A 20012-nucleotide genomic window follows, 5' to 3' on the forward strand; every position below is an offset into this window, starting at 1 on the left:
TAATCAAATTTTGATTAGTCTAGTTAAGTGTCTGTGAGGTAAGAATCCCCCATCACAATCTTTGATTTGATGGGGGAGTGTCAATAATCAGGATAAATTTATCGTAGTTTGGGATAATCAAATTATCACTTATAAATCAGTTGAAAATAATCTTAGTTCAATTTATTGAACGAAATACTGTTAGCCGTGTAATTCATTACACGGCGAGTAAATTACTTGATATAATTCTAATTTTCAGCTAGTGCAATAATTAACTCTTTCGGTGTCATAATTTGTAATCCTAGTGCCATTTTTGCCCTTTGAAAATCTTTAATATTGAATATGATAATTTAGTTTTCACTGCTGAATTAACTTGCCGTCTTCTAATTCGATAATACGTTCAGCCACATCAAGAATGCGATTATCATGGGTAACAATCAGAATAGTGCAACCCTGCTCCACTGCCAAGCGCTGCATCAACTCTACCACATCACGCCCTGATTTACTGTCCAGCGCCGCCGTTGGTTCGTCTGCTAACACCATTTTCGGATGGGAAACCAGCGCCCTCGCCACTGCTACCCTCTGTTTTTGCCCCCCCGAAAGACTATGGGGATAATAGTTAATATGCTCTCCCAAACCCACAGCCTGTAACATTTCGATGGATTTTTGCTTTCTTTCTTGCTCAGAGTATTCTGGGTGCAAATCCATTGACATCTGCACATTTTGTCTTGCTGTTAGGGATTTTAGTAAATTATGGGCTTGAAATATGTACCCTATATTGCGTCTTGTGTCAATTAGTAATTTATTACTAGCATGGACTAATTCTTGATTAAATACTTTAACACTACCGTGTTGGGCAGTGCGGAGGGCGCCCATCAACGTCAGCAGGGTGGTTTTTCCTGAACCAGAAGGACCTTTCATAATCGCTACTTCCCCTTTATCAAGGGTTAAATTAATATCAAAAAGAATTTGTTTTTCAATATTGTTATTACGGTAATAAAAGTCTAAATTCTCGATATTAACGACTTTAGTCTCATGGTCTAAAACAGCATTCTGTGATGGATTCGTCGTTGTTAAAGTCATGGTGGAGGGCGCTTTTGCTTACTTTAATTTTCTTTACAATTATAGCAACTGTCATCAGTAAATCTTTTTTGTCTCTCGCAAAGGCGCGAAGGCGCAAAGGTATTTTTTATACTACGTTTTTTTGTTAATGGTGGAGGGCGCTGGTAAGCAGGGTGTTTTCAAAGTCAGGATCAAAATTGATTTGTTTTTGACAAGAAGACAGGTTGACAGGGAGACAGGAGGATTTTTTACTATTAATTGATTTATTAGTAGTTAAAAACCTCTGAATTTCAGACTATTGGCTAGTTTGAGAAACTAATATTTTTGAGAATAAAAATGCCCTGTGCTGATTGAAACCTTTTTAGTTTGCATCTACTTTCGGCATTAGAGATAATTCTAAAACATTTTTCTTTCTATCGGTTTGTATCTCTATAATTTGCACCCCGTTAGTTGGTAAATGACTGATTATATTAATAAATTTGTGCCAATCTTTAACTAAACAATAATTAATATTATAAGTATTAGCTAATTGTTGAAAATTAATATTTTGAGGAGTAGCAAAGTATTCTTCAAAAATATCTGAAAAATTGGCAATGGGTAGCATTTCAAAAATACCGCCACCTTCATTATTAACCAAAATAATAGTCAAACTACCCGTAAATTTACTGACATTTAAAAAGCCATTAGTATCATGTAATAAAGCCAAATCACCCGTTAATAAAATAGTGGGTTGTGAGGAAGTTTCAGCAATACCCAAAGCTGTGGATAAAGTGCCATCAATACCATTAGCGCCCCTACTAAAATAAATTTCATATTGTTGAGCATTTTTTTGCCAAAAATATTCAGCGTATCTCACTGACATACTATTAGCAATAAATATATTAGTTTTCGCTGGTAAATATTGCGACAATAACCATGATATTTTTCCTTCAAATAAATGAACACTATTAGCTAATTTCTGATTAATATTATCTAACATTTCTTGATGAAATTTAGCCCATTTTTGATTATATAAATTATCATTTTTTGGGGTTAGAGATGTTAAAGTTGGTATTAAATCAGCCATATCACATCTGAGATGAATAGTCGGATTATGTAGCGCCTCTAAATTGTCATCATGGGGGGTAATAATATAAGTTAAAATTTGATGTTTTTGTAGCCACTGACGCAATATTTTACCGGTAGGATATTCACCGATTAAAATTACTACTTGAGGAATTAATTCATCGGCTATATTTTCTTGACGCAAAATAAAGTCATAAGTCGTAATCACTTCAGGATTAAGATTAGAATAGTTGCGCACTGGGGATAATGCTTCGGCTAAAACTGGAAAACTCAGCGCCCTCCGCATTTCTTTAATCGCTTGGCAATATAATTGAGATGATGGAGGCGAATCAATCCCAGCAATGATTATACCTCGCTCATATTTTTGCCACTGTTGATAATATTCAGAAGGGGAAATTAAATAATTTTTTTGAGCAATTTCAAACGGTGTTAAAATTTGGTTATTATTAATAATTTCTGTTTGTTTTTCTCGACTAAGATTGAGTAGGGGGAGGGGCGCTAAAGGTTCTCGAAAAGGTATGTTAAAATGCACTACACCCTTTACTGGAAATTGTGATTTTTCCCAACCGTTAATGATGATTTGTCGTAAATAATTCAACCGTTGTAAATCTATAGATGGTAAAGATAATTCTACTTGCCAATTAGGATAATTACCATATAAATTCACTTGATTAATAGTTTGCCCACCATGACATTCTCTCAACTCAGGAGGACGATCTGCTGTTAAAATTATTAAAGGAATATAACTATATTTTGCTTCAATTATTGCAGGATAAAAGTTAGCTCCAGCTGTACCAGATGTACAAACTAAAATGCTAGGAAGATTAGCTTTTTTTGCCATTCCTAATGCCATAAAACTAGCTGATCTTTCATCCAAAATAGGAATAGTTTTAATTCTTTTTTCTTGAGCAAAAGCAATGGTTAAAGCCGTTGATCTCGAACCGGGAGAAATTACTGCATTTTTAACTCCTAATTGTGCTAAAGTATCGACAATAATTGAACTCCAAACTGTGTTAATATTATTGAAATTAATGGTCATTCTTAATATTTAGGGCTTGATGAAAAAGTATTTTTTTGAAGTCAGAAATAAAGGGAAGAAAGTAAAAAATTGTAATACTTAATTATCGATGAGTAAATCCTAAATTATCAATTGTCCATTATTGACTTTTAGCTTCTGCCATTTCAATGACACGATTATCCAAATCTTTTACTAAAAAATTGAGAGGTTTTTCACTTCTAATTTTATATTTTAAACGGCGAGATTGAACCCTTAAAAGTATATCATCAAGGCATTCATGATCAAAACAAACATGACGTTGAGAATTTTTATAGCCTAAACTAGCGCCACCAATAATATGTAATTGAGTATTTTTTCTAAGTTGATACCATAATCCTCGACTTTCTCCCATCATTCCCGAATTATTAACCCCACTACCCATATAGATAGGGTCTAACATAGTTGAACCTAGGCTTTGTTCATAGTTATAGTAGTAGTGTAAGGGTACATCAGCTATGGGTAAATTCAGAATTTCCTCGTAAAATTGTCGAGCGATACTAAGGTCTGATACCATGATAGTATGCACTTTAGGGGCGCTGGTTAAAAACATCCACATGGCACCCCCATAGGCTAATAATAGCATCACCATTATTCCTTGAGTGGAGAATAATCCATCGGTGATACCGGGTAAAAATGCCCCTAATAATATATTTGAACTAATGTAATCAATCATGGATATTTATAATCACTGAAATATTTTCTCTTTATCATAGTTAGATAGTATTATTATTTTAGCAAGATTTCAGCGCCCTTGTCCGTTGCAAACATCCAAAAATGTTGCTTAAATGGGGCTTTGACTATAAATTTCCCTAATTTTCTGATAAAGTATTATATCAAGGTGATTTACTTCTTTGATTGTCTCTATAATCCTAGGAGAAATCTCTTGGGGTGAAGGGCGCTGGGTTGCCACATTTCTTCTTTCTTGATCATTATATGAATACTTTAAATTAGCTTTTTTTTCTACTTCCTTCATCAAATTAGGTAAATTATCTAAAGTGCCAACTAGATCATATTTTTTAATAAAATTTAAGGCTTTTTCTATAGCCTCTTGAGGATTTTTCTCAGCTTCTTCTTTACCTAATTCTGAAAATCTAATAGTGTAATAATTTTTTAATTCAGTACTAATCCCTGAAATTGCATAATCTTCTAAACTTAAATTTTGTTCATTAATTAGTTTATTCAGATAATGATGAGGAAATCTTTTGGCAAAAAAATAATGGGAAATAATGCGCTCTATCGGTTCTCGAAATACTGTCATTGTTAAACAGTTGGGAGAAACATATTCTAATAATCTTTTTGCCCCATGTCCACATATTAAATCATATTCATATCTTTTGTGGGTGGAAAATTTAGTAAATAATTCTGCATAAAAATTACTGTCAATAGGTTTTATAGCGTAGGTTTTTCGACGAGGATAGTTTTTTTTCAGATAATAAATAATTGACAATCCCCCACATTTTGGCAGGTGATCAAACAACAATTTTCTAGGCTTATGATTAATATAATCAATCTCTTTGATAACTTCTTGAGGTAATTCCTGCCAAATTTTTTTAACTTTTCTAATCATAATTTTATTCTATTTCTTTGGCTTTTCTGCGCACATAGTGGACATTATACCAACCTCTATCGTCATAATTAACCACTACTGCTTTTGGTGTAAAAGTGATGATATAAGTTTCTAAAAATATCAATAATTTAGACCGATTTGGTTTAACTATTTCCTCATGACGATGGGGGGTAAAAATCATCTCTATGGCTTCTCTATAGGCTTGAGGAATAGCAATAATAATGTCTTTACTGAGGATAATTATTTCTTTTAATAAATCCCCAGTATATTTGGACTTATTTTTACTAAAAATATTATAAGGTGGCAAAATTAAGGCGATAATTAAACCGATAATAATGTTTGCAATACTAAAATTTGCCGTTAATAAAAACCACAAAATTAACCGAAAAATGACACTGGCGACCATGTTATTACCATCCAAAATAATAAGACAATAGTTAAAGTCATTACTCCTAAAATTTCCTCTAACTTTTCAAAACGACGAGGTATAGTGAGATTAATTTTTTTGACTAAAAATAAGTGTAACAGAAAACCCAGCGCCCCTAACCCTAGTTTTTTAAGAATATTGACAACGGTATAAGTGGAAGGGTTGATGAAATTACCTAAGAAAATCACAGCTATTAAAGGAGTAATAGCTAACCAAAAACCCATAGAGGTTTTATCTTCAGTCTTTTGATGGGGTAAAAAGATAAATTTAGCATACACCATGGCAGTGCCAACGGCGGCGATATTCATTAATATTTGTGAAAAAGGAGCAAGGCTTTTTAATGTTTCTACTTTAACAGTAAAGCCATAAAACAAAGGAAATCCGGCAATGGATAAACCAGCAACCAATAATACAAGCCATAGTCGATTACTAATGGGTTTTTGGGCTAATTCGGCAAAATCACGACTCGGTAAAACGCCACTGGCTAAAAACATGGTGGCTTTACCTACCCCATGCGCTAAGGCAAAATATCCCCCCATCTCTGGCGCTGCCATTATCCAACCTAACTGAGAAATGGTACTTGAGGCTAAAACTCGCTTGGTATCCTGATTAAAAATAGCGTATATTATGCCTAGAAGAGCGCTACAGATGCCTAAAACGGAAATTATCTCATAAAATTCATTATTAATCTGCGCACACCGCAACAGAGGAAAAACCCCAGTTTTAACCACAATACCAGAAAGTAAAGCAGAAACGGGACCGGCGGATTCACTATGGGTAAGAGGTAGCCATAAACCAGAAACAAAAACCTCTCCTTTGGTGAGTAAACCCATAAAAATCAAAGCGATACCTTCGGGGGGAGTGTTACTCAATCCAGCAAAGGCAAAGGAATTACTACTTTTGTAAACTAAAATTGCGCCAATGAGATAAAATAACATGGCAATATTACTGGTAAAAAGATACCGTAATCCTACCCAAATTTTTCGCTCCCCCCTTTCGTAAGTAATTAATAAAAAAGTAGCAATACTAATTACTTCTAAGGCTACATAAACACTTAGAAAATCGGCAGAAACAAATACCGCATTGACACTACCATGTAAGATAATTGCTTGGGTAAAAAAGATTGTTTTCTTACCCGTATTCCATGTGTAAAAGAGGAAGGCGCTGGTTACTAACGCATTAGTAAAAATAAAATAACCACTAAAACTATTAACTAATAACTATACGCCATAACTATCTAATAAAACTAGATTTATTTCTAGTTGATTGATAATTATTAACAGAGCATAAATACCCGTAAAAATGACAGTTAATACAGATAAAATCCTGTCAATTTTTGGGATTAAATAGATTAAAAATCCCACAAAAAGAGGTAAAGCTAGGGTAATTATCGTTAGTTTTTCCATTAAATGTTTTTAATAAGTACAGTTATTACACATCGACTTTATTCGGGCTAGAAGCCCGAAATACGTTTAAAAAAGGCTATTTTTCAGCAAAACTTATTTAATATCGAGGCACAGAAGAATCAACTTCTTGACTCCAAGCATCAATACCACCTTTGACATTAATTCCCTCAATACCAGCGCCCTTCAACAGTTGCAAAGCCTTAGCAGACCTACCGCCTAGCTTACAATGGGCAATAACGCGCTTATCACCGGCTAACTCCTTAACCTTAGCAATACCGTCACCATCTTCAATATCAGGTAAAGGAATTAATACAGCGTGAGGAATTTGAGCGATTTGATACTCATTGGGATTACGCACATCAATTAACACATAATCATCGGCATCACTCGCCAGTAAGTCATTTAATTGTGTCACTGTCATTTCCTGTAACTCCTCGGCTGTTTGTGCCGATTCCTGTGCTGCTTGGGGAATGCCACAAAACTCCTGATAATCGATTAATTTTTCGATAACAGGGCGTACAGGATTAGGACGTAATCTTAACTCCCGAAACTTCATATCCATAGCATTGTATAACAATAAGCGACCGCTTAAAGTTTTAGCAGGGTCAACTCCCAAAATAATCTTGATGGCTTCTGTAGCTTGAATTGTGCCGACAATACCACACAAAACGCCTAAAACACCTCCCTCAGCGCACGATGGCACCATACCCGGCGGTGGTGGTTCGGGATATAAGTCACGATAATTGGGACCACCTTCATAATTAAACACCGTTGCCTGTCCTTCAAAACGGAAAATAGAACCGTAAACGTTAGGCTTATTAAGCAATACACAAGCATCATTAGTCAGGTAACGGGTGGGAAAATTATCCGTACCATCAATAATTACATCATAAGGCTTGAGAATATCTAAAGCATTTTCCGAAGAAAGACGAGTTTCATATAAATCCACCTGACAGGTAGGATTGATTTCTAAAATACGATGTTTTGCTGATTCAATTTTTGGCTTACCAACCCACGAAGTACCATGAATGATTTGTCTTTGTAGGTTGGAATGATCCACAATGTCAAAATCAACAATACCAATGCGCCCGATACCGGAGGCTGCCAAATACAATAGTAAAGGAGAACCTAGTCCTCCAGTACCAATACAGAGTACACTCGCTACTTTCAGACGTTTTTGCCCTTCTAATCCCACTTCGGGCAAAATAATATGTCGTGCATAACGTTCGTACTCATCTTTATTCAGTTCGATATTATCTAAATTAGGATTGAGCATTTTTTACTTAGGTTAACCAGAAATCATTTTCTGTGATTTTTGCTGTTAGCCCACAATTTTAACAAATTTTAGCACTCGACCATGAAAACGATGTTTAAATAACAATTGAGATGTAGCAATCCTCAATCATTTTTGATTAGGATGGAAAAAATACAGTACTTTTAGAGGAAAAAGTCAATTTATGAAACTTTTGGTTATGTAGAATAGACTTTAAATCTTGATTAGACAAGGGTTTTGATTTATTCAGCAGCTCCTATTTACAACCAGAAATAGATTTTCGTTAAGTTTAACTAATGTGTGGTGGAGGGCGCCCTTCACCGTTATTTAAAAAAGCTAGTTTTCATCTAAAATTTGTTCGGAAGTAGCTTAATTTAACTACCATTGTCCAATCTATTTCTATCTGACAGAAATATTAAAGCTCCAGCACCTATCAAACTAATGAAGGCACTAAAAATTAAGAGATTTGAAGAGAGATTTATTAAATAAAAATCAAACATAGCCATTCCTAAATTAAAACCACCAAAATAAAGCCCAATAGCCCAACCGAATTGACTACTTTTAGCACGATAAATACTATAAAATAGCAGATAATATTACTCCTAAAATAATAATAGGTGAGCGACTTAAACGATGAAGAGATAAACGATCTGAAAACCAGCCAAATAAAGGTTCAGTCACAAAACTTAAGGCATTTTCAATGATAAAAATAGTTCCCACTACTGACGCAGAAAAATTAAAATCAGCAAAAAAATCTGGTAAATATAAACGATAAATTAACCATGATAAACTAATAGCACCCTGTATCTCCGCAATACTCCAAACCTGTTGCCATTTAATAGTATTATTAGCTCTTTCCATAAAGTTCAATTATTATGACAGCTTGATAAAATCATAGGGTATAATGGTTCAGTCACAATTTTTATTAATTTTTGATAACTGTAGTTTCCATGACCAAAAGATTAAAAAAATTAAGGTGAACTTTTGGCAAAATTAACATGAACAAAAATTTTACAAGAGAACCCATTGATAATATCTGCTTATTTCTGATTATATGTAGTTCTATAATTATTTTTATTTTAATTATAGGCAGTAAAATTTGCCCTAATAATCAGTGTTTATTCCGTACGAATCCCCATGTAGAAAACTTCACTTGGGAAGGTCAAAAAATTAGCGCTAATGATAATGCTTTTATTATTGATTTTGATCGCCCGATTGCTCAAGAAACTGTGGAGCAAAACTTAAAAATTGAACCAGAATTACTGGGTAAAATTAGTTGGGCAGGAAAGAGAATGGTTTTTACTTTAAATCAAACTATTACCTATGGTAGAAATTATCGTTTATCCTTACAAAATGTCCGAGAAAAATTTAGAGGAAAAAATGAATTAGGATCAGAAATAGAACCATTTATTGGTAATTTTAGCAGTAGAGATCGTGCTTTTGCCTACATCGGTAGTCAAGGAGAAGAGATAGGCAAACTGGTTTTAAATAATTCGACTCAGGAAAATAAAACTATTTTAACTCCTAATAATTTAACAGTAGTTGATTTTCATTTTACCCCTGATACAAAAAAAATAGTTTTTTCTGCCACCGATAATGAATCTTCTCAAGACTTCCCTAAAGATACCTCTATTTATGAAGTTTATACTGGCTTATCTAGTAACAATAATTCCGAAATACCGGGTAAACTAAAATTAATTTTAGATGCTAAAGATTACCAAAACAATCAATTTGATTTAGGTGGTAAAAATGGAGAAATAATCATTGTGCAGAGAATAAAAAAAGATAACCCTACAGATTTTGATTTATGGAAAATTGAAGAGGGAAAAATTCCCCAAAAACTGAATGTGCAAGGAGGTGAATTTACAGTAACTCCAGATGGTAGCGCCCTTGCCGTTGCCCAAGGTGAAGGTATTAGTATCATTCCGATTCAAGATTCTAATAACTCTCAAATTACTAATTTTTTACCGCAATATGGTCAAGTTTTAACATTTTCAAAAGATGGGAAGGGCGCTGTTATGGTGGATTTTAATAAAGATAATGAAGATTTAAGATATACTAAAAGCCTTTTTTATGTCAATAATCAAGGAGTAGAAAAAGAGTTAATCAATATTCAGGGTTCTATCATTGATTGTAAGTTTTCTCCTAATAATAAAAATGTTTTTTGCTTATTAACAGAATTGATTGAAAATGGAGAAGAATTTAGAGAAAAACCCTATTTTGTTGGGATAAATGTTGAATCAAATCAAGTAATTCCACTTCTGGCTTTACCTAGTTCTCAAGATATAAAAATTAGTATAGCGCCCGACGGTTTTGGTATTTTATTTGATCAATTAATCACCGAAAATAATGTAGAAGATAAATCACAAATTACTATTTCTCCTGATGAAGAATTATTAACAAAATCGGCAGAATTAATTTTAGGTAGTCGTCTATGGTTATTTACATTACCCAGCGCCCTTCAACCCCAACCATCATTGCAGGAATTACCCATTCAAGGATTTAACCCTCAATGGAGTCCTTAAATTTTAAATTAAATTTCGTCAGGATTATAACCTAATTCTCTTAATTTTTGTGCCAATTTTTCAGCAGACTCTTCAGGTGTTAAAACTAACTTTCCTTGCTCTGTAAAATAGCGCAATTTACCCTCATATATGCCCAAATATAACCCTAATTGTTCAGAATATAACCATCCCTGTTCATTAGGAGTAATGGGTTGATATTTCCCACTAATTAATACGAAGCCTTGAAACTCTAAAGTAAAAGGATCAAACCAAAAATAATTCGGTGTTCTAAATATATCTTGATAAATCTGTTTTTTTTCTTCCCTGTCAGTTTGAGCGGTACTTTTTGATAAAATTTCCACAATTAAATGAGGATATTTACCGCCTTCTTCCCACACTACCCAACTTTTGCGGGTTTCATCATTAGTAGTATCCAACACCACAAAAAAATCAGGTCCTCGAAAATACTCAGATTTCTTTTGACGGGCGCTGTAATAAATCGTCAGATTTCCAGCACAAAAATAATCCTTTCTATCGCGCCATAAATACTGCAAGGATTGCAATAAAATAATGATTTGTTGTAAATGTTGGTAAGTTTCCAAAGGTGGTTCATTACTATAAAATTCTCCTTGAGGAAATTTTATCTCATTTTCTGTCTTGTTTTCTGTGGGTGGAGTTAAGGTTGGCACAGCCATAATAATAACTTATTTTGTTTAGGTGAAATCGGTATATTTTTTGTCTTTTTTTTTAGTCTATAGCTATATTCTTAAAAAGAATAATTATCGAATAATAAAAATTTTAAAACTCAGCCTTTTAAGATATAAGCAAATTTAATGCTAGTTCAAGCTATCTTCAAATTTACCTTTGCCCCTTGCCCTTTTTACTGAAATCATAACACAAGCTAAGACCCTACATTAATATTTGCGTTCTTGGGGTGTAAACATGGAAATATTAACAGGCATATAATCTAAACTTACCTCATTATTATGATAATAAGCGAGGGTATGTTGTAAAAAATTATCATCATCACGCAAAGGAAAATCCTCACGGCTGTGGGCGCCCCTACTCTCTTTTCGGTGCAAGGCAGAAGTTAAAATCATCTCTCCCACCATCATAATATTTTCCAACTCCAGCGCCTCAATTAGCTCCGTATTCCAACAAGATGACTTATCATCAAGAAAAATCTGCGAATAAAGGCTTTTAAGTTGCTTTACCTTGTCTAAACCTTGAGATATTACCCCATCATCACGAAATACCCCACAATGCTCACTCATACAGTCTTGAAACTGCTGTCTGAGTTTACTTATCCTTACATTTCCTTTCTGTTGCAATAACTTATTCATGCGTTGCCTTGCCGAAGTTAAATAATAGGCTTCATCAATGACAGGAAAATCACGATTTAGTACATAATTACCCAGCGCCCTCCCCACTTTGCGACCATAAACTACACATTCTAGTAAAGAATTACTACCCAAACGATTTGCCCCGTGAACAGAAACACAAGCGCACTCCCCCGCCCCAAAAAACCCTTCAATAAAAGTATCCGCAGAATAGCGCACTTGCCCATCAGTATTAACAGGGATTCCCCCCATACAATAATGCGCTGTAGGGCGCACTGGCATGGGTTGTGTCACCGCATCAATACCCACCAAACGATGAGCTTCTTCCCAGCAAAACGGCACACGAGACATGATTTTTTCCTTACCCAAATGAGTTAAATCAAGATGGATAAATACCCCTCCAGCGCTACCATCGGGATTAATACCTCGCCCAGCGCGTATCTCTTTAATGATGGCACGGGAAGTAATATCCCGGGGTGCTAATTCCATTTGATTAGGAGCATAATTAATCATAAACCTTTCCCCTTCGCTGTTGCGCAAATAAGCGCCCTCCCCCCTCACGGCTTCACTGATTAAAACCCCCACAGGATACAATCCCGTAGGATGAAACTGCACAAATTCCATATCTTCCAAGGGTAAACCCTGACGGGCGCACATCCCCAAGCCATCACCCGTAGAAGCGTAATCATTAGAAGTGGTATTAAATACCCTACCATAACCACCAGTGGCAAACATTACCGCTTTTGCCCTAACTATTTCTAAATGCCCATCCTCAATGTTAAACATGACAATGCCTTTGGCTTCTTTTTCCTCAAGGATTAAGTCCATGACATACCATTCCTCGTAAATAGTCACCCCATAATGGCGTAAATTATTCACCAACTCATGTAAAATGGCATGACCAGTTTTATCAGCAGCGTAGCAAGTGCGAGGGTGAGAATGCCCCCCAAACGGGCGCTGGGCAATCTTCCCATTTTCTAAACGGGAAAATAATACCCCTAAATGTTCTAACTCGATGATCACTTCGGGCGCTTCTTGGGTTAAGATTGCTACGGCATCCTGATCCGCTAAATAATCCGACCCTTTAACGGTATCGAAGGCGTGCGCTTGCCAACTATCTTCAGGGTCAACATTTTGTAAACTAGAAGCGATGCCACCTTGCGCTGCCACAGAATGGGAACGAATAGGATGAGTTTTTGCCACTAAACCTACTTTTAAATGAGGATGATTTTTTTTTATTTCCAGCGCCCCTCGACATCCCGCTAAACCACCACCAACAATAATTACATCTTGTTCTAACATCTCTTTAATTAGTCCCCAATTCAGCTTACTTTGTCTTGATCAAAAATAGATTTATTAAAATTATTCCTCACGTTTCTAAACAAGATTTTTTCATTATCATCATAAAATACTTATTTTGCAACGGATCGTGAATGATTGTCATGGTAATCGCCAAAAATTTATCCATTTCATGACCTGTTTATAAAGTTTTGTTAACTTGTCATTGGTATAAACGATAGCAGTAATTTAGCTAAGTTATCGCTACAAAAAGTTATGACCACAACCGGAAATCACGTTATTTTCATGCACCCAGATGGTACAACTCCATCTCATTTTGCCTTTGCTCGTTTTGTTGATTTAGGTCCAGATGGTAGATTAAACTGGGATAACCTCGATCATGCTGGGGTGTATCTCGGTCACATGGAAGATCAGTTAAGTGGTACTTCCAATGGTGGCGCTGTTACCCATGCTACGGGCGCTAAAGTATTTGCTGAGTCTTTTGGTTTTGAAGCGGATGGTTCTGCTATTGTTTCTCTCTCAGGCACAAATCAAACCATCATAGAAGAAGCCAGAGACGCTGGTAAAGTTACTGCTTTAGTACAATCGGGCGCTATTTTTGAACCGGGTACGGCGGCATTTGTGGCTAAAACTACAGAAATCAATATCGATGGTAATAGAGTGCCTCCCCGTAGTCAAGTGGCTGATATTGCCAAACAAGTAATCGAGTCTGGCGTTGATTTTATTATGGGTGGTGGTGAAGTTAACCTATTACCCATTGGTACGGCTGGTTTTCATGGGTGAAAACCAACTGTTATTCACAGGTAGCGGTATGGATATGATTGATGTATCCCAAGCTGGTTCTAATAGCCGTATCGATACGGGTAGCGGTGATGATACTCTCTTTGCTGGAACTAACAACCGCATTATTCTCGGTGATGGTGATGATAAATTATTCATCAGTACCAGTGGTGGCGGTAATCGTGTGACTGGTGGGGAGGGCGCTGAACAATTCTGGGTATTTACGGATGAGGGCGCTATTCCTAATAACCCCAACATTATCAGTGACTTTACCTCTGGTGAAGATGTGATCGGTTTCCTGAATACTACTTTAAGTTTAGGAAGCGGTGACTTTAGTTATGAGCAAATGGGTAGCGATGTGATTATCTCTGCTTTTGGGCAAGAAATCGCTAAGTTATTGAACGCTACTGCGGTTGATACTGACTTCGTTTTTGCTTAATTTGACTTTGTTGTAAAATTTTCTAGTCCCGACATAGTTCGGGACTTTTCGTTTTTTTACGATACTTAATAAATTTTTCATCAAATGGTTGCTATAATCATATCGCAAGACTTAAAAAATTTTAGATAAAACCGCACCACTTTTACAAAAATATTAGGAGGAATAAAAAATGGAATTCGACCCCATATTAAGACCATTTCCAGAATTAAACAATTTTGGGGAACAAATCATGCAAAGAAACGATGATGGTTCTTCTTCGGTAGTAACTTTACCATTCCCTGTGAATTTTTACGGTCAAGTTTATAATGAATTATTTATCAACAATAACGGTAACATTTCCTTTAACTCTTCACTAGGTTCTTATACACCTGAGCAATTTCCCATTGCTTCTCAACCCATCATCGCGCCTTATTGGGCGGATGTAGATACTAGAAATGAGGAATCTGGATTAGTCTATTTAGGTTTTCCCAACGAAGATACCGTTGTAGTTACTTGGGATAACGTCGGTTATTTCAGTTCCAATGTCGATCTAACTAACACTTTTCAGTTAGTGTTAAGAGACCGTAGTGAGAATACTGGCATTACGGGAGATTTTGATATTGAGTTTCGCTATGGACAACTGGAATGGACAACTGGTGATGCGAGTGATGGTGAGGGAGGCTTAGGCGGTACTCCTGCACAAGCAGGTTTTGACGCTGGTAACTTAGAAGACTTCTTTATTCTACCCGGCTCTTTTACTGAAGATGTATTGGATTTAGTCAACACCAGCAACGTTAGCGAAAGAACTCCCGGTTTGTGGAGTTTTTCTATTCGTTCCGGTGTAACACCCGGACAAGCCCCGTCTAATCCTTTATTGCCAGTAGTTACAGACTCAGGATTTAATTTTGAGTATTTTATTCAAAATCCTGTCGAGTTTGTCTTTTTTGACCCAATTATTGCCATTGGTTATGACTATATCGTCAACTCTGGACCTAATTTTTCCCAAGTACAAGTACCGATGGAAGTAGCAGGAGATGACGGAGTTTATGATATTTTGTTACCTGATGGTAACGGCAATTTAGTAGAAACAGATTTTGCCATTCAACCGAATCAAATCTTTGATTTTACTCAAAATGGATTTCCTGACGGGGTAGCAAGTTTCGGGATTCGTGGTATCGATGAAAATGCTCTACTCGATCCTGAAGATGCTAATGCCTTTGTTACTGGGTTACAATTTACGGCATCTGGTTTAGTTGATTTTAACCAAAATCCGGTTACCATTGAATTTAACATTCCCCCCAGCGCCCTCAACCTCACCAATACCGTGACGACGTTAGCAGAAAATACTGCTACTAATATCAGAGTAGCTGATATTGCAGTGGTGGATGATGGTTTAGGAGTGAATACTTTATCCCTCAGTGGTGCGGATGCTAGTAGCTTTGAAATTCGTGGTAATCAATTGTTTTTAATCGCACCTAGTCTTGATTTTGAAGCGAAAAATGCTTATTCTGTCACAGTTAATGTTGACGATACTACCGTAGGACAAACTCCTGATTTAAGCACCAATTTTAGCTTAAGTATTAGCGATGTTAACGAAACCCCTAGCCCATTACCTATTACTTTAAGCCCTTCTGGTAGCGCTGGTGATGATGACCTTGATGCGGCTTTCGGTGATAACGGTTTCATGGGTGAAAACCAACTGTTATTCACAGGTAGCGGTATGGATATGATTGATGTATCCCAAGCTGGTTCTAATAGCCGTATCGATACGGGTAGCGGTGATGATACTCTCTTTGCTGGAACTAACAACCGCATTATTCTCGGTGATGGTGATGATAAATTATTCATCAGTACCAGTGGTGGCGGTAATCGTGTGACTGGTGGGGAGGGCGCTGAACAATTCTGGGTATTTACGGATGAGGGCGCTATTCCTAATAACCCCAACATTATCAGTGACTTTACCTCTGGTGAAGATGTGATCGGTTTCCTGAATACTACTTTAAGTTTAGGAAGCGGTGACTTTAGTTATGAGCAAATGGGTAGCGATGTGATTATCTCTGCTTTTGGGCAAGAAATTGCTAAGTTATTGAACGCTACTGCGGTTGATACTGATTTTGTTTTTGCTTAATTCTCAAACTTCCCTCTCCTATGGGAGAGGGGTTGGGGTGAGGGGTTTAAACCCCTTGTTGAATTTAGCACTGCTTCTTTTTTTCATAGAATTAGAGTTTCAACTTACCAACGCCAAATTGTTTTGATAGACTGAAAATAGAAAACTATCAAAGTAGCTCCCTGATCAATGAAAAAGTCGCCCCAGAGAAAATCAGCGCCCTTCACCTCACTATTAATCGCCCTTGTGAGCGGTTCACTTTTACCCCTCATGACATCTTCCACCAGTAAAAGCGCCATGGTGGATAGCCCTAAAGCAGTGGTGGACGAAGTTTGGCAAATTGTCCATGATGAATTTGTCGATGAAACATTCAATCAAGTTAATTGGCAACAAAAGCGCCTTGAATTAATCAACAGAGATTATAGTAATCAAAAAGAAGCGTATCAAGCCATCGAACGGGCGCTGAAAGAATTGGGCGATCCTTATACTCGTTTTCTAGCGCCCGATCAATTTGAAAGCCTTACCAGTCAAACCTCTGGGGAAGTATCAGGCATTGGTATTCGCATGGCAGTTGATCCACGCACCCAAGACCTTTATATTGTTGAAGCGATTCGTAAATCTCCAGCCGCAGAAATTGGTTTAACCAGAGGAGATCGCATTATTCGTATTGATGGTAAACCCACCGCTTTAATGGATTTACAACAAGCCTCCGAAGCTATGCAAGGTGAAAATGGTACTGATGTGAAGTTACAAATTGATCGGCGGGGAAAATCAAGTTTTGAGGTAACGATCACCCGTCAACAGATTGAAATTCCAGTGGTGGAATACAGTCTAAAAAAAGAAGATAACTTAAAAGTAGGCTATATCAAATTAGATGAATTTAGCGCCCCTGCCTCTAAACAAATGAAAGAAGCGATCACTAATTTACAGGAGCAAAAGGCTTCTGCTTTTGTGCTTGACTTACGGGGCAATCCGGGCGGTTTATTATTTGCCAGTGTAGATATTGCCAGAATGTGGTTAGATCAAGGGGAAATCGTTGACGTGGTGAATCGTCAAGGGGGGCATCAGCGTTTCCGCGCCAATAACTCTGCTCTCACTAATTTACCTTTAGTTATCTTAGTGGATGGTAACTCAGCTAGTGCTAGTGAAATTTTGGCAGGGGCGCTAAAAGAAAATCAACGGGCAACAGTAGTGGGTACAACTACTTTTGGCAAAGGTACGGTACAATCGGTACACTCTTTAAGTGATGGTTCGGGTTTAGCGGTGACGATTTCTCGCTATTTTCCCCCCGGCGGTTTAAATATCAACCATAAAGGTATTGCGCCTAATGTGGTTCAAAATCTCAGTCGTCGTCAACAGTCTTTGTTAAGGGCAAATCCTGATTTATTTGCTAGTCCGGCTGATCCGCAATACACTAAAGCGATTACTGTATTACGCAGTTTATCCGCCATAGAAAAATCTCAAGGGCAAAATCAGGTGAGAAACAATTAGTAATGAATAATTGATAATGGGTTGAACAATGTTAATGGGTTGAACAATGATAATGGGTTGAACAATGATAATGGGTTGAACAATGTTAATGGGTTGAACAATGATAATGGGTTGAACAATGATAATGGGTTGAACAATGTTAATGGGTTGAACAATGTTAATGGGTTGAACAATGTTAATGGGTTGAACAATGTTCAACCCCTACGCCCTTTCTCCCTCTTCTCTCTGTCTTATTAAAATCTAAATGAATTACCGATCGCTAAATCGACAAGTATGGATACTGGCAGGGGGAAGATTATTATTACAGTTTGGCACTGGCTTTACTCTGTTTTATGCGCCCCTCTTCTTTGTTAATCAGTTGGGTTTTTCTCCTACCGCCGTGGGTGTTGCCCTCGGTAGTGCCTCCGTTTCTGGCATTATCGGGCGCTTTTTGGGGGGTAGCTGGAGCGATTCTCCCCGTTGGGGCAGAAAAAAGGTTTTATTACTTTCGGCTTTGATTTCTGCGGGCGCTGATGGCTTTTTGGCGAGCGCTTATACTTACCCTAGTTTGTTAATCGGTAATTTATTGATGGGGTTGGGTATCGGTTTTTATTGGCCTCCTGCTGAAGCCATGATAGCTGATTTAACTACTACTGCCGAGGAGCGTAATTTTGCTTTTGCTCTAAATCGTCTCGGAGATAGCATGGGTTTGGGTGCTGGTGTGGTTATCGGTGGCTTATTAGTATCTTTAACGGGAATTTACCGTTTACTTTTTATTATTGATGGTATTTCTTTTCTGGTTTTTTTTCTAGTAATTTTTCTCGCTATTGAGGAGTCTGGTAGTAAGTTTGTTAGTCAGCAAGGTTTTTGGCAAGGATGGGGAGATAGTCTCAAAGATACTAATTTATGGATTTTTTGTGTGGTTAATGTGATGTTTACCACTTATATCATTCAATTACAAACTACTTTACCGATTTATCTCACTAATTTTGCGGTGAGTAGTGATGATTTTACTATCCCTCGCCTCAGTGGTTTATTTGGTTTACATATCGCTTTGACGGCTTTATTTCAGTTGCCCATACTAAAAATACTTAATCGTCTTAGTCATATTCAAGGTTTGATTTTATCTTTAGTGTTTTGGGGTTTAACTTTTGTGGTGGTGTGGGGCGCTGGTAACTCGGTTAATTTTGCTTTCCCTCTGGCTGTGATGGCGGTGGGGTGGGGGGCGCTGGGTTTCGCTACTTACAATCCCCCGGCTTCTGCTTTTATCGTGGATTTATCTCCCCCTCAGTTAAGAGGGATTTATTTTGCCATCAATTCCCAATGTTGGGCGGTTGGTAATTTGATTGGTCCTCCTTTGGGGGGTTTTGTGTTAGATCAAGGTATTGTCTATGCTCATATTTTTTGGTTATATTTATCAGCTAGTATTGTGCTTGGTGTCTTAATTTTGTTATTTTTGCGCCATCGCATTATTTATAAGTAGGGTTTGCTGAATAATTTAAACTGTCATTAAGTCTGGGGTGAGGGGCGCGTGATGAAGTAATATTATTTGTTCGGCAAATAAGGTTTCTAAAGCGTAAACTTTACCTGCATTCGTTACAAATTCTACTTCAAACACGTCAGGTTCATACTCTTCAATAATCGTGCCTACTTGTCCTCGGTAAAGGTTTAGTTCGGGTAAATCTTGCAATAATGCAACAATGTCGTATAGTTTCATGATTATCTCTTTTTTATAATACATAACAAGTGACTAAACGAGGGAAGTTTTCTTCATTACGGATTATCCACACACTTTGAATAATGGCAGTTTGATTATTTCTAGTCAGGGGAAAGTCAATAATATATTTTTGTCCGTAAGAATTAGCTTTAGTCAGAATTGCTTCATAGTTTTTCACTGCTTCTAATAAAACTATTTTAAGCTCTTCTAGGTTGTCTAGGGTAATCCCTAAAGCTGATTTAAAAACACGAGCTTTATGTTTACCTTCATCATGGTTAAAATTTAAGGAGTATGCTATTAGTTTACCATCATCAATTAAGGTCATTTCTGGATTAGGTAATTTCATTTTCACTCTTAACAGGGTTATTGAGTAAACCCTAAATAAATTAGATGAAATCGTTGTTGGCTTATGCTATGGCTAACCCAACCTACAAAATATTTTTATCTTGAAATGTGAGTGAAAGACCCCCGTTGAATTTCTCAACAAAAAAAATACCCACTGAAATCAACGGGGGATGTAAACGAACCAACAAAAAAATCG

At 36.7% G+C, this 20012-nt stretch carries 16 protein-coding genes and 2 pseudogenes; 6 read left to right on the top strand and 12 right to left on the bottom strand.

The annotated features are described in order from the left end of the window. Positions 1-336: 336 nt before the first annotated feature. From IGQ45_10400 to IGQ45_10435, 8 genes and pseudogenes are all read right to left on the bottom strand, one after another. On the bottom strand, positions 337-1062 hold the full coding sequence (locus IGQ45_10400) for a DevA family ABC transporter ATP-binding protein (GenBank protein ID MBF2057607.1): 726 nt from the start codon (positions 1060-1062) through the stop codon (positions 337-339). Between the two features lie 340 nt (positions 1063-1402). Continuing rightward, positions 1403-3145: a 2-succinyl-5-enolpyruvyl-6-hydroxy-3-cyclohexene-1-carboxylic-acid synthase gene (gene menD / locus IGQ45_10405; GenBank protein MBF2057608.1), complete on the bottom strand. Its 1743-nt coding sequence runs from the start codon at positions 3143-3145 to the stop codon at positions 1403-1405. 118 nt (positions 3146-3263) lie between these two features. Next, entirely contained in the window at positions 3264-3836 is a 573-nt protein-coding gene (locus IGQ45_10410) for a glyoxalase-like domain protein (GenBank protein ID MBF2057609.1), read from the bottom strand. 108 nt (positions 3837-3944) lie between these two features. Further along, positions 3945-4730: a sulfotransferase family 2 domain-containing protein gene (locus tag IGQ45_10415; protein MBF2057610.1), complete on the bottom strand. Its 786-nt coding sequence runs from the start codon at positions 4728-4730 to the stop codon at positions 3945-3947. 4 nt (positions 4731-4734) lie between these two features. After that, a complete protein-coding gene (locus IGQ45_10420) occupies positions 4735-5136 on the bottom strand; it encodes a Na+/H+ antiporter subunit E (protein ID MBF2057611.1) in 402 nt (133 codons plus the stop codon). Then, positions 5109-6563: pseudogene (locus tag IGQ45_10425) on the bottom strand (cation:proton antiporter). The gene IGQ45_10420 and the pseudogene IGQ45_10425 overlap by 28 nt, the downstream one beginning before the upstream one ends. Positions 6564-6660: 97 nt before the next feature. Continuing rightward, positions 6661-7839 (bottom strand): molybdopterin-synthase adenylyltransferase MoeB, encoded by a 1179-nt coding sequence (gene moeB, locus IGQ45_10430; protein ID MBF2057612.1) that lies wholly within the window; start codon positions 7837-7839, stop codon positions 6661-6663. Positions 7840-8412: 573 nt separating this feature from the next. After that, positions 8413-8697 (bottom strand): hypothetical protein, encoded by a 285-nt coding sequence (locus IGQ45_10435; protein ID MBF2057613.1) that lies wholly within the window; start codon positions 8695-8697, stop codon positions 8413-8415. 137 nt (positions 8698-8834) lie between these two features. Between IGQ45_10435 and IGQ45_10440 the strand changes: the two genes are divergently transcribed. Beyond that, on the top strand, positions 8835-10361 hold the full coding sequence (locus tag IGQ45_10440) for a hypothetical protein (GenBank protein ID MBF2057614.1): 1527 nt from the start codon (positions 8835-8837) through the stop codon (positions 10359-10361). 8 nt (positions 10362-10369) lie between these two features. On the opposite strand, the gene IGQ45_10445 is transcribed toward IGQ45_10440, so the two are convergent. Both IGQ45_10445 and IGQ45_10450 read right to left on the bottom strand, forming a co-directional pair. After that, a complete protein-coding gene (locus tag IGQ45_10445) occupies positions 10370-11035 on the bottom strand; it encodes a Uma2 family endonuclease (GenBank protein MBF2057615.1) in 666 nt (221 codons plus the stop codon). Between the two features lie 219 nt (positions 11036-11254). After that, positions 11255-12982, bottom strand: a complete 1728-nt coding sequence (locus IGQ45_10450; GenBank protein ID MBF2057616.1) for a succinate dehydrogenase/fumarate reductase flavoprotein subunit — start codon at positions 12980-12982, stop codon at positions 11255-11257. Between the two features lie 252 nt (positions 12983-13234). On the opposite strand from IGQ45_10450, the pseudogene IGQ45_10455 reads away from it, so the two are divergent. From IGQ45_10455 to IGQ45_10475, 5 genes and pseudogenes are all read left to right on the top strand, one after another. Next, positions 13235-13759 (top strand): annotated as a pseudogene (locus tag IGQ45_10455) (alkaline phosphatase). Next, on the top strand, positions 13755-14198 hold the full coding sequence (locus IGQ45_10460; GenBank protein MBF2057617.1) for a hypothetical protein: 444 nt from the start codon (positions 13755-13757) through the stop codon (positions 14196-14198). The pseudogene IGQ45_10455 and the gene IGQ45_10460 overlap by 5 nt, the downstream one beginning before the upstream one ends. Before the next feature lie 169 nt (positions 14199-14367). Next, a complete protein-coding gene (locus IGQ45_10465; protein ID MBF2057618.1) occupies positions 14368-16305 on the top strand; it encodes a hypothetical protein in 1938 nt (645 codons plus the stop codon). Positions 16306-16473: 168 nt separating this feature from the next. Continuing rightward, complete coding sequence (locus IGQ45_10470; protein ID MBF2057619.1) at positions 16474-17775, top strand: PDZ domain-containing protein; 1302 nt, start codon at positions 16474-16476, stop codon at positions 17773-17775. Between the two features lie 244 nt (positions 17776-18019). Continuing rightward, entirely contained in the window at positions 18020-19237 is a 1218-nt protein-coding gene (locus IGQ45_10475; GenBank protein ID MBF2057620.1) for an MFS transporter, read from the top strand. Between the two features lie 15 nt (positions 19238-19252). Here IGQ45_10475 and IGQ45_10480 read toward each other — a convergent pair whose 3' ends face one another. Together IGQ45_10480 and IGQ45_10485 are read right to left on the bottom strand one after the other, a co-directional pair. Next, on the bottom strand, positions 19253-19471 hold the full coding sequence (locus IGQ45_10480) for a DUF4926 domain-containing protein (protein ID MBF2057621.1): 219 nt from the start codon (positions 19469-19471) through the stop codon (positions 19253-19255). 13 nt (positions 19472-19484) lie between these two features. Further along, on the bottom strand, positions 19485-19817 hold the full coding sequence (locus tag IGQ45_10485) for a hypothetical protein (protein ID MBF2057622.1): 333 nt from the start codon (positions 19815-19817) through the stop codon (positions 19485-19487). Positions 19818-20012: the final 195 nt, after the last annotated feature.

Source organism: Cyanobacterium sp. T60_A2020_053, from assembly GCA_015272165.1.
GTDB lineage: Bacteria > Cyanobacteriota > Cyanobacteriia > Cyanobacteriales > Cyanobacteriaceae > Cyanobacterium.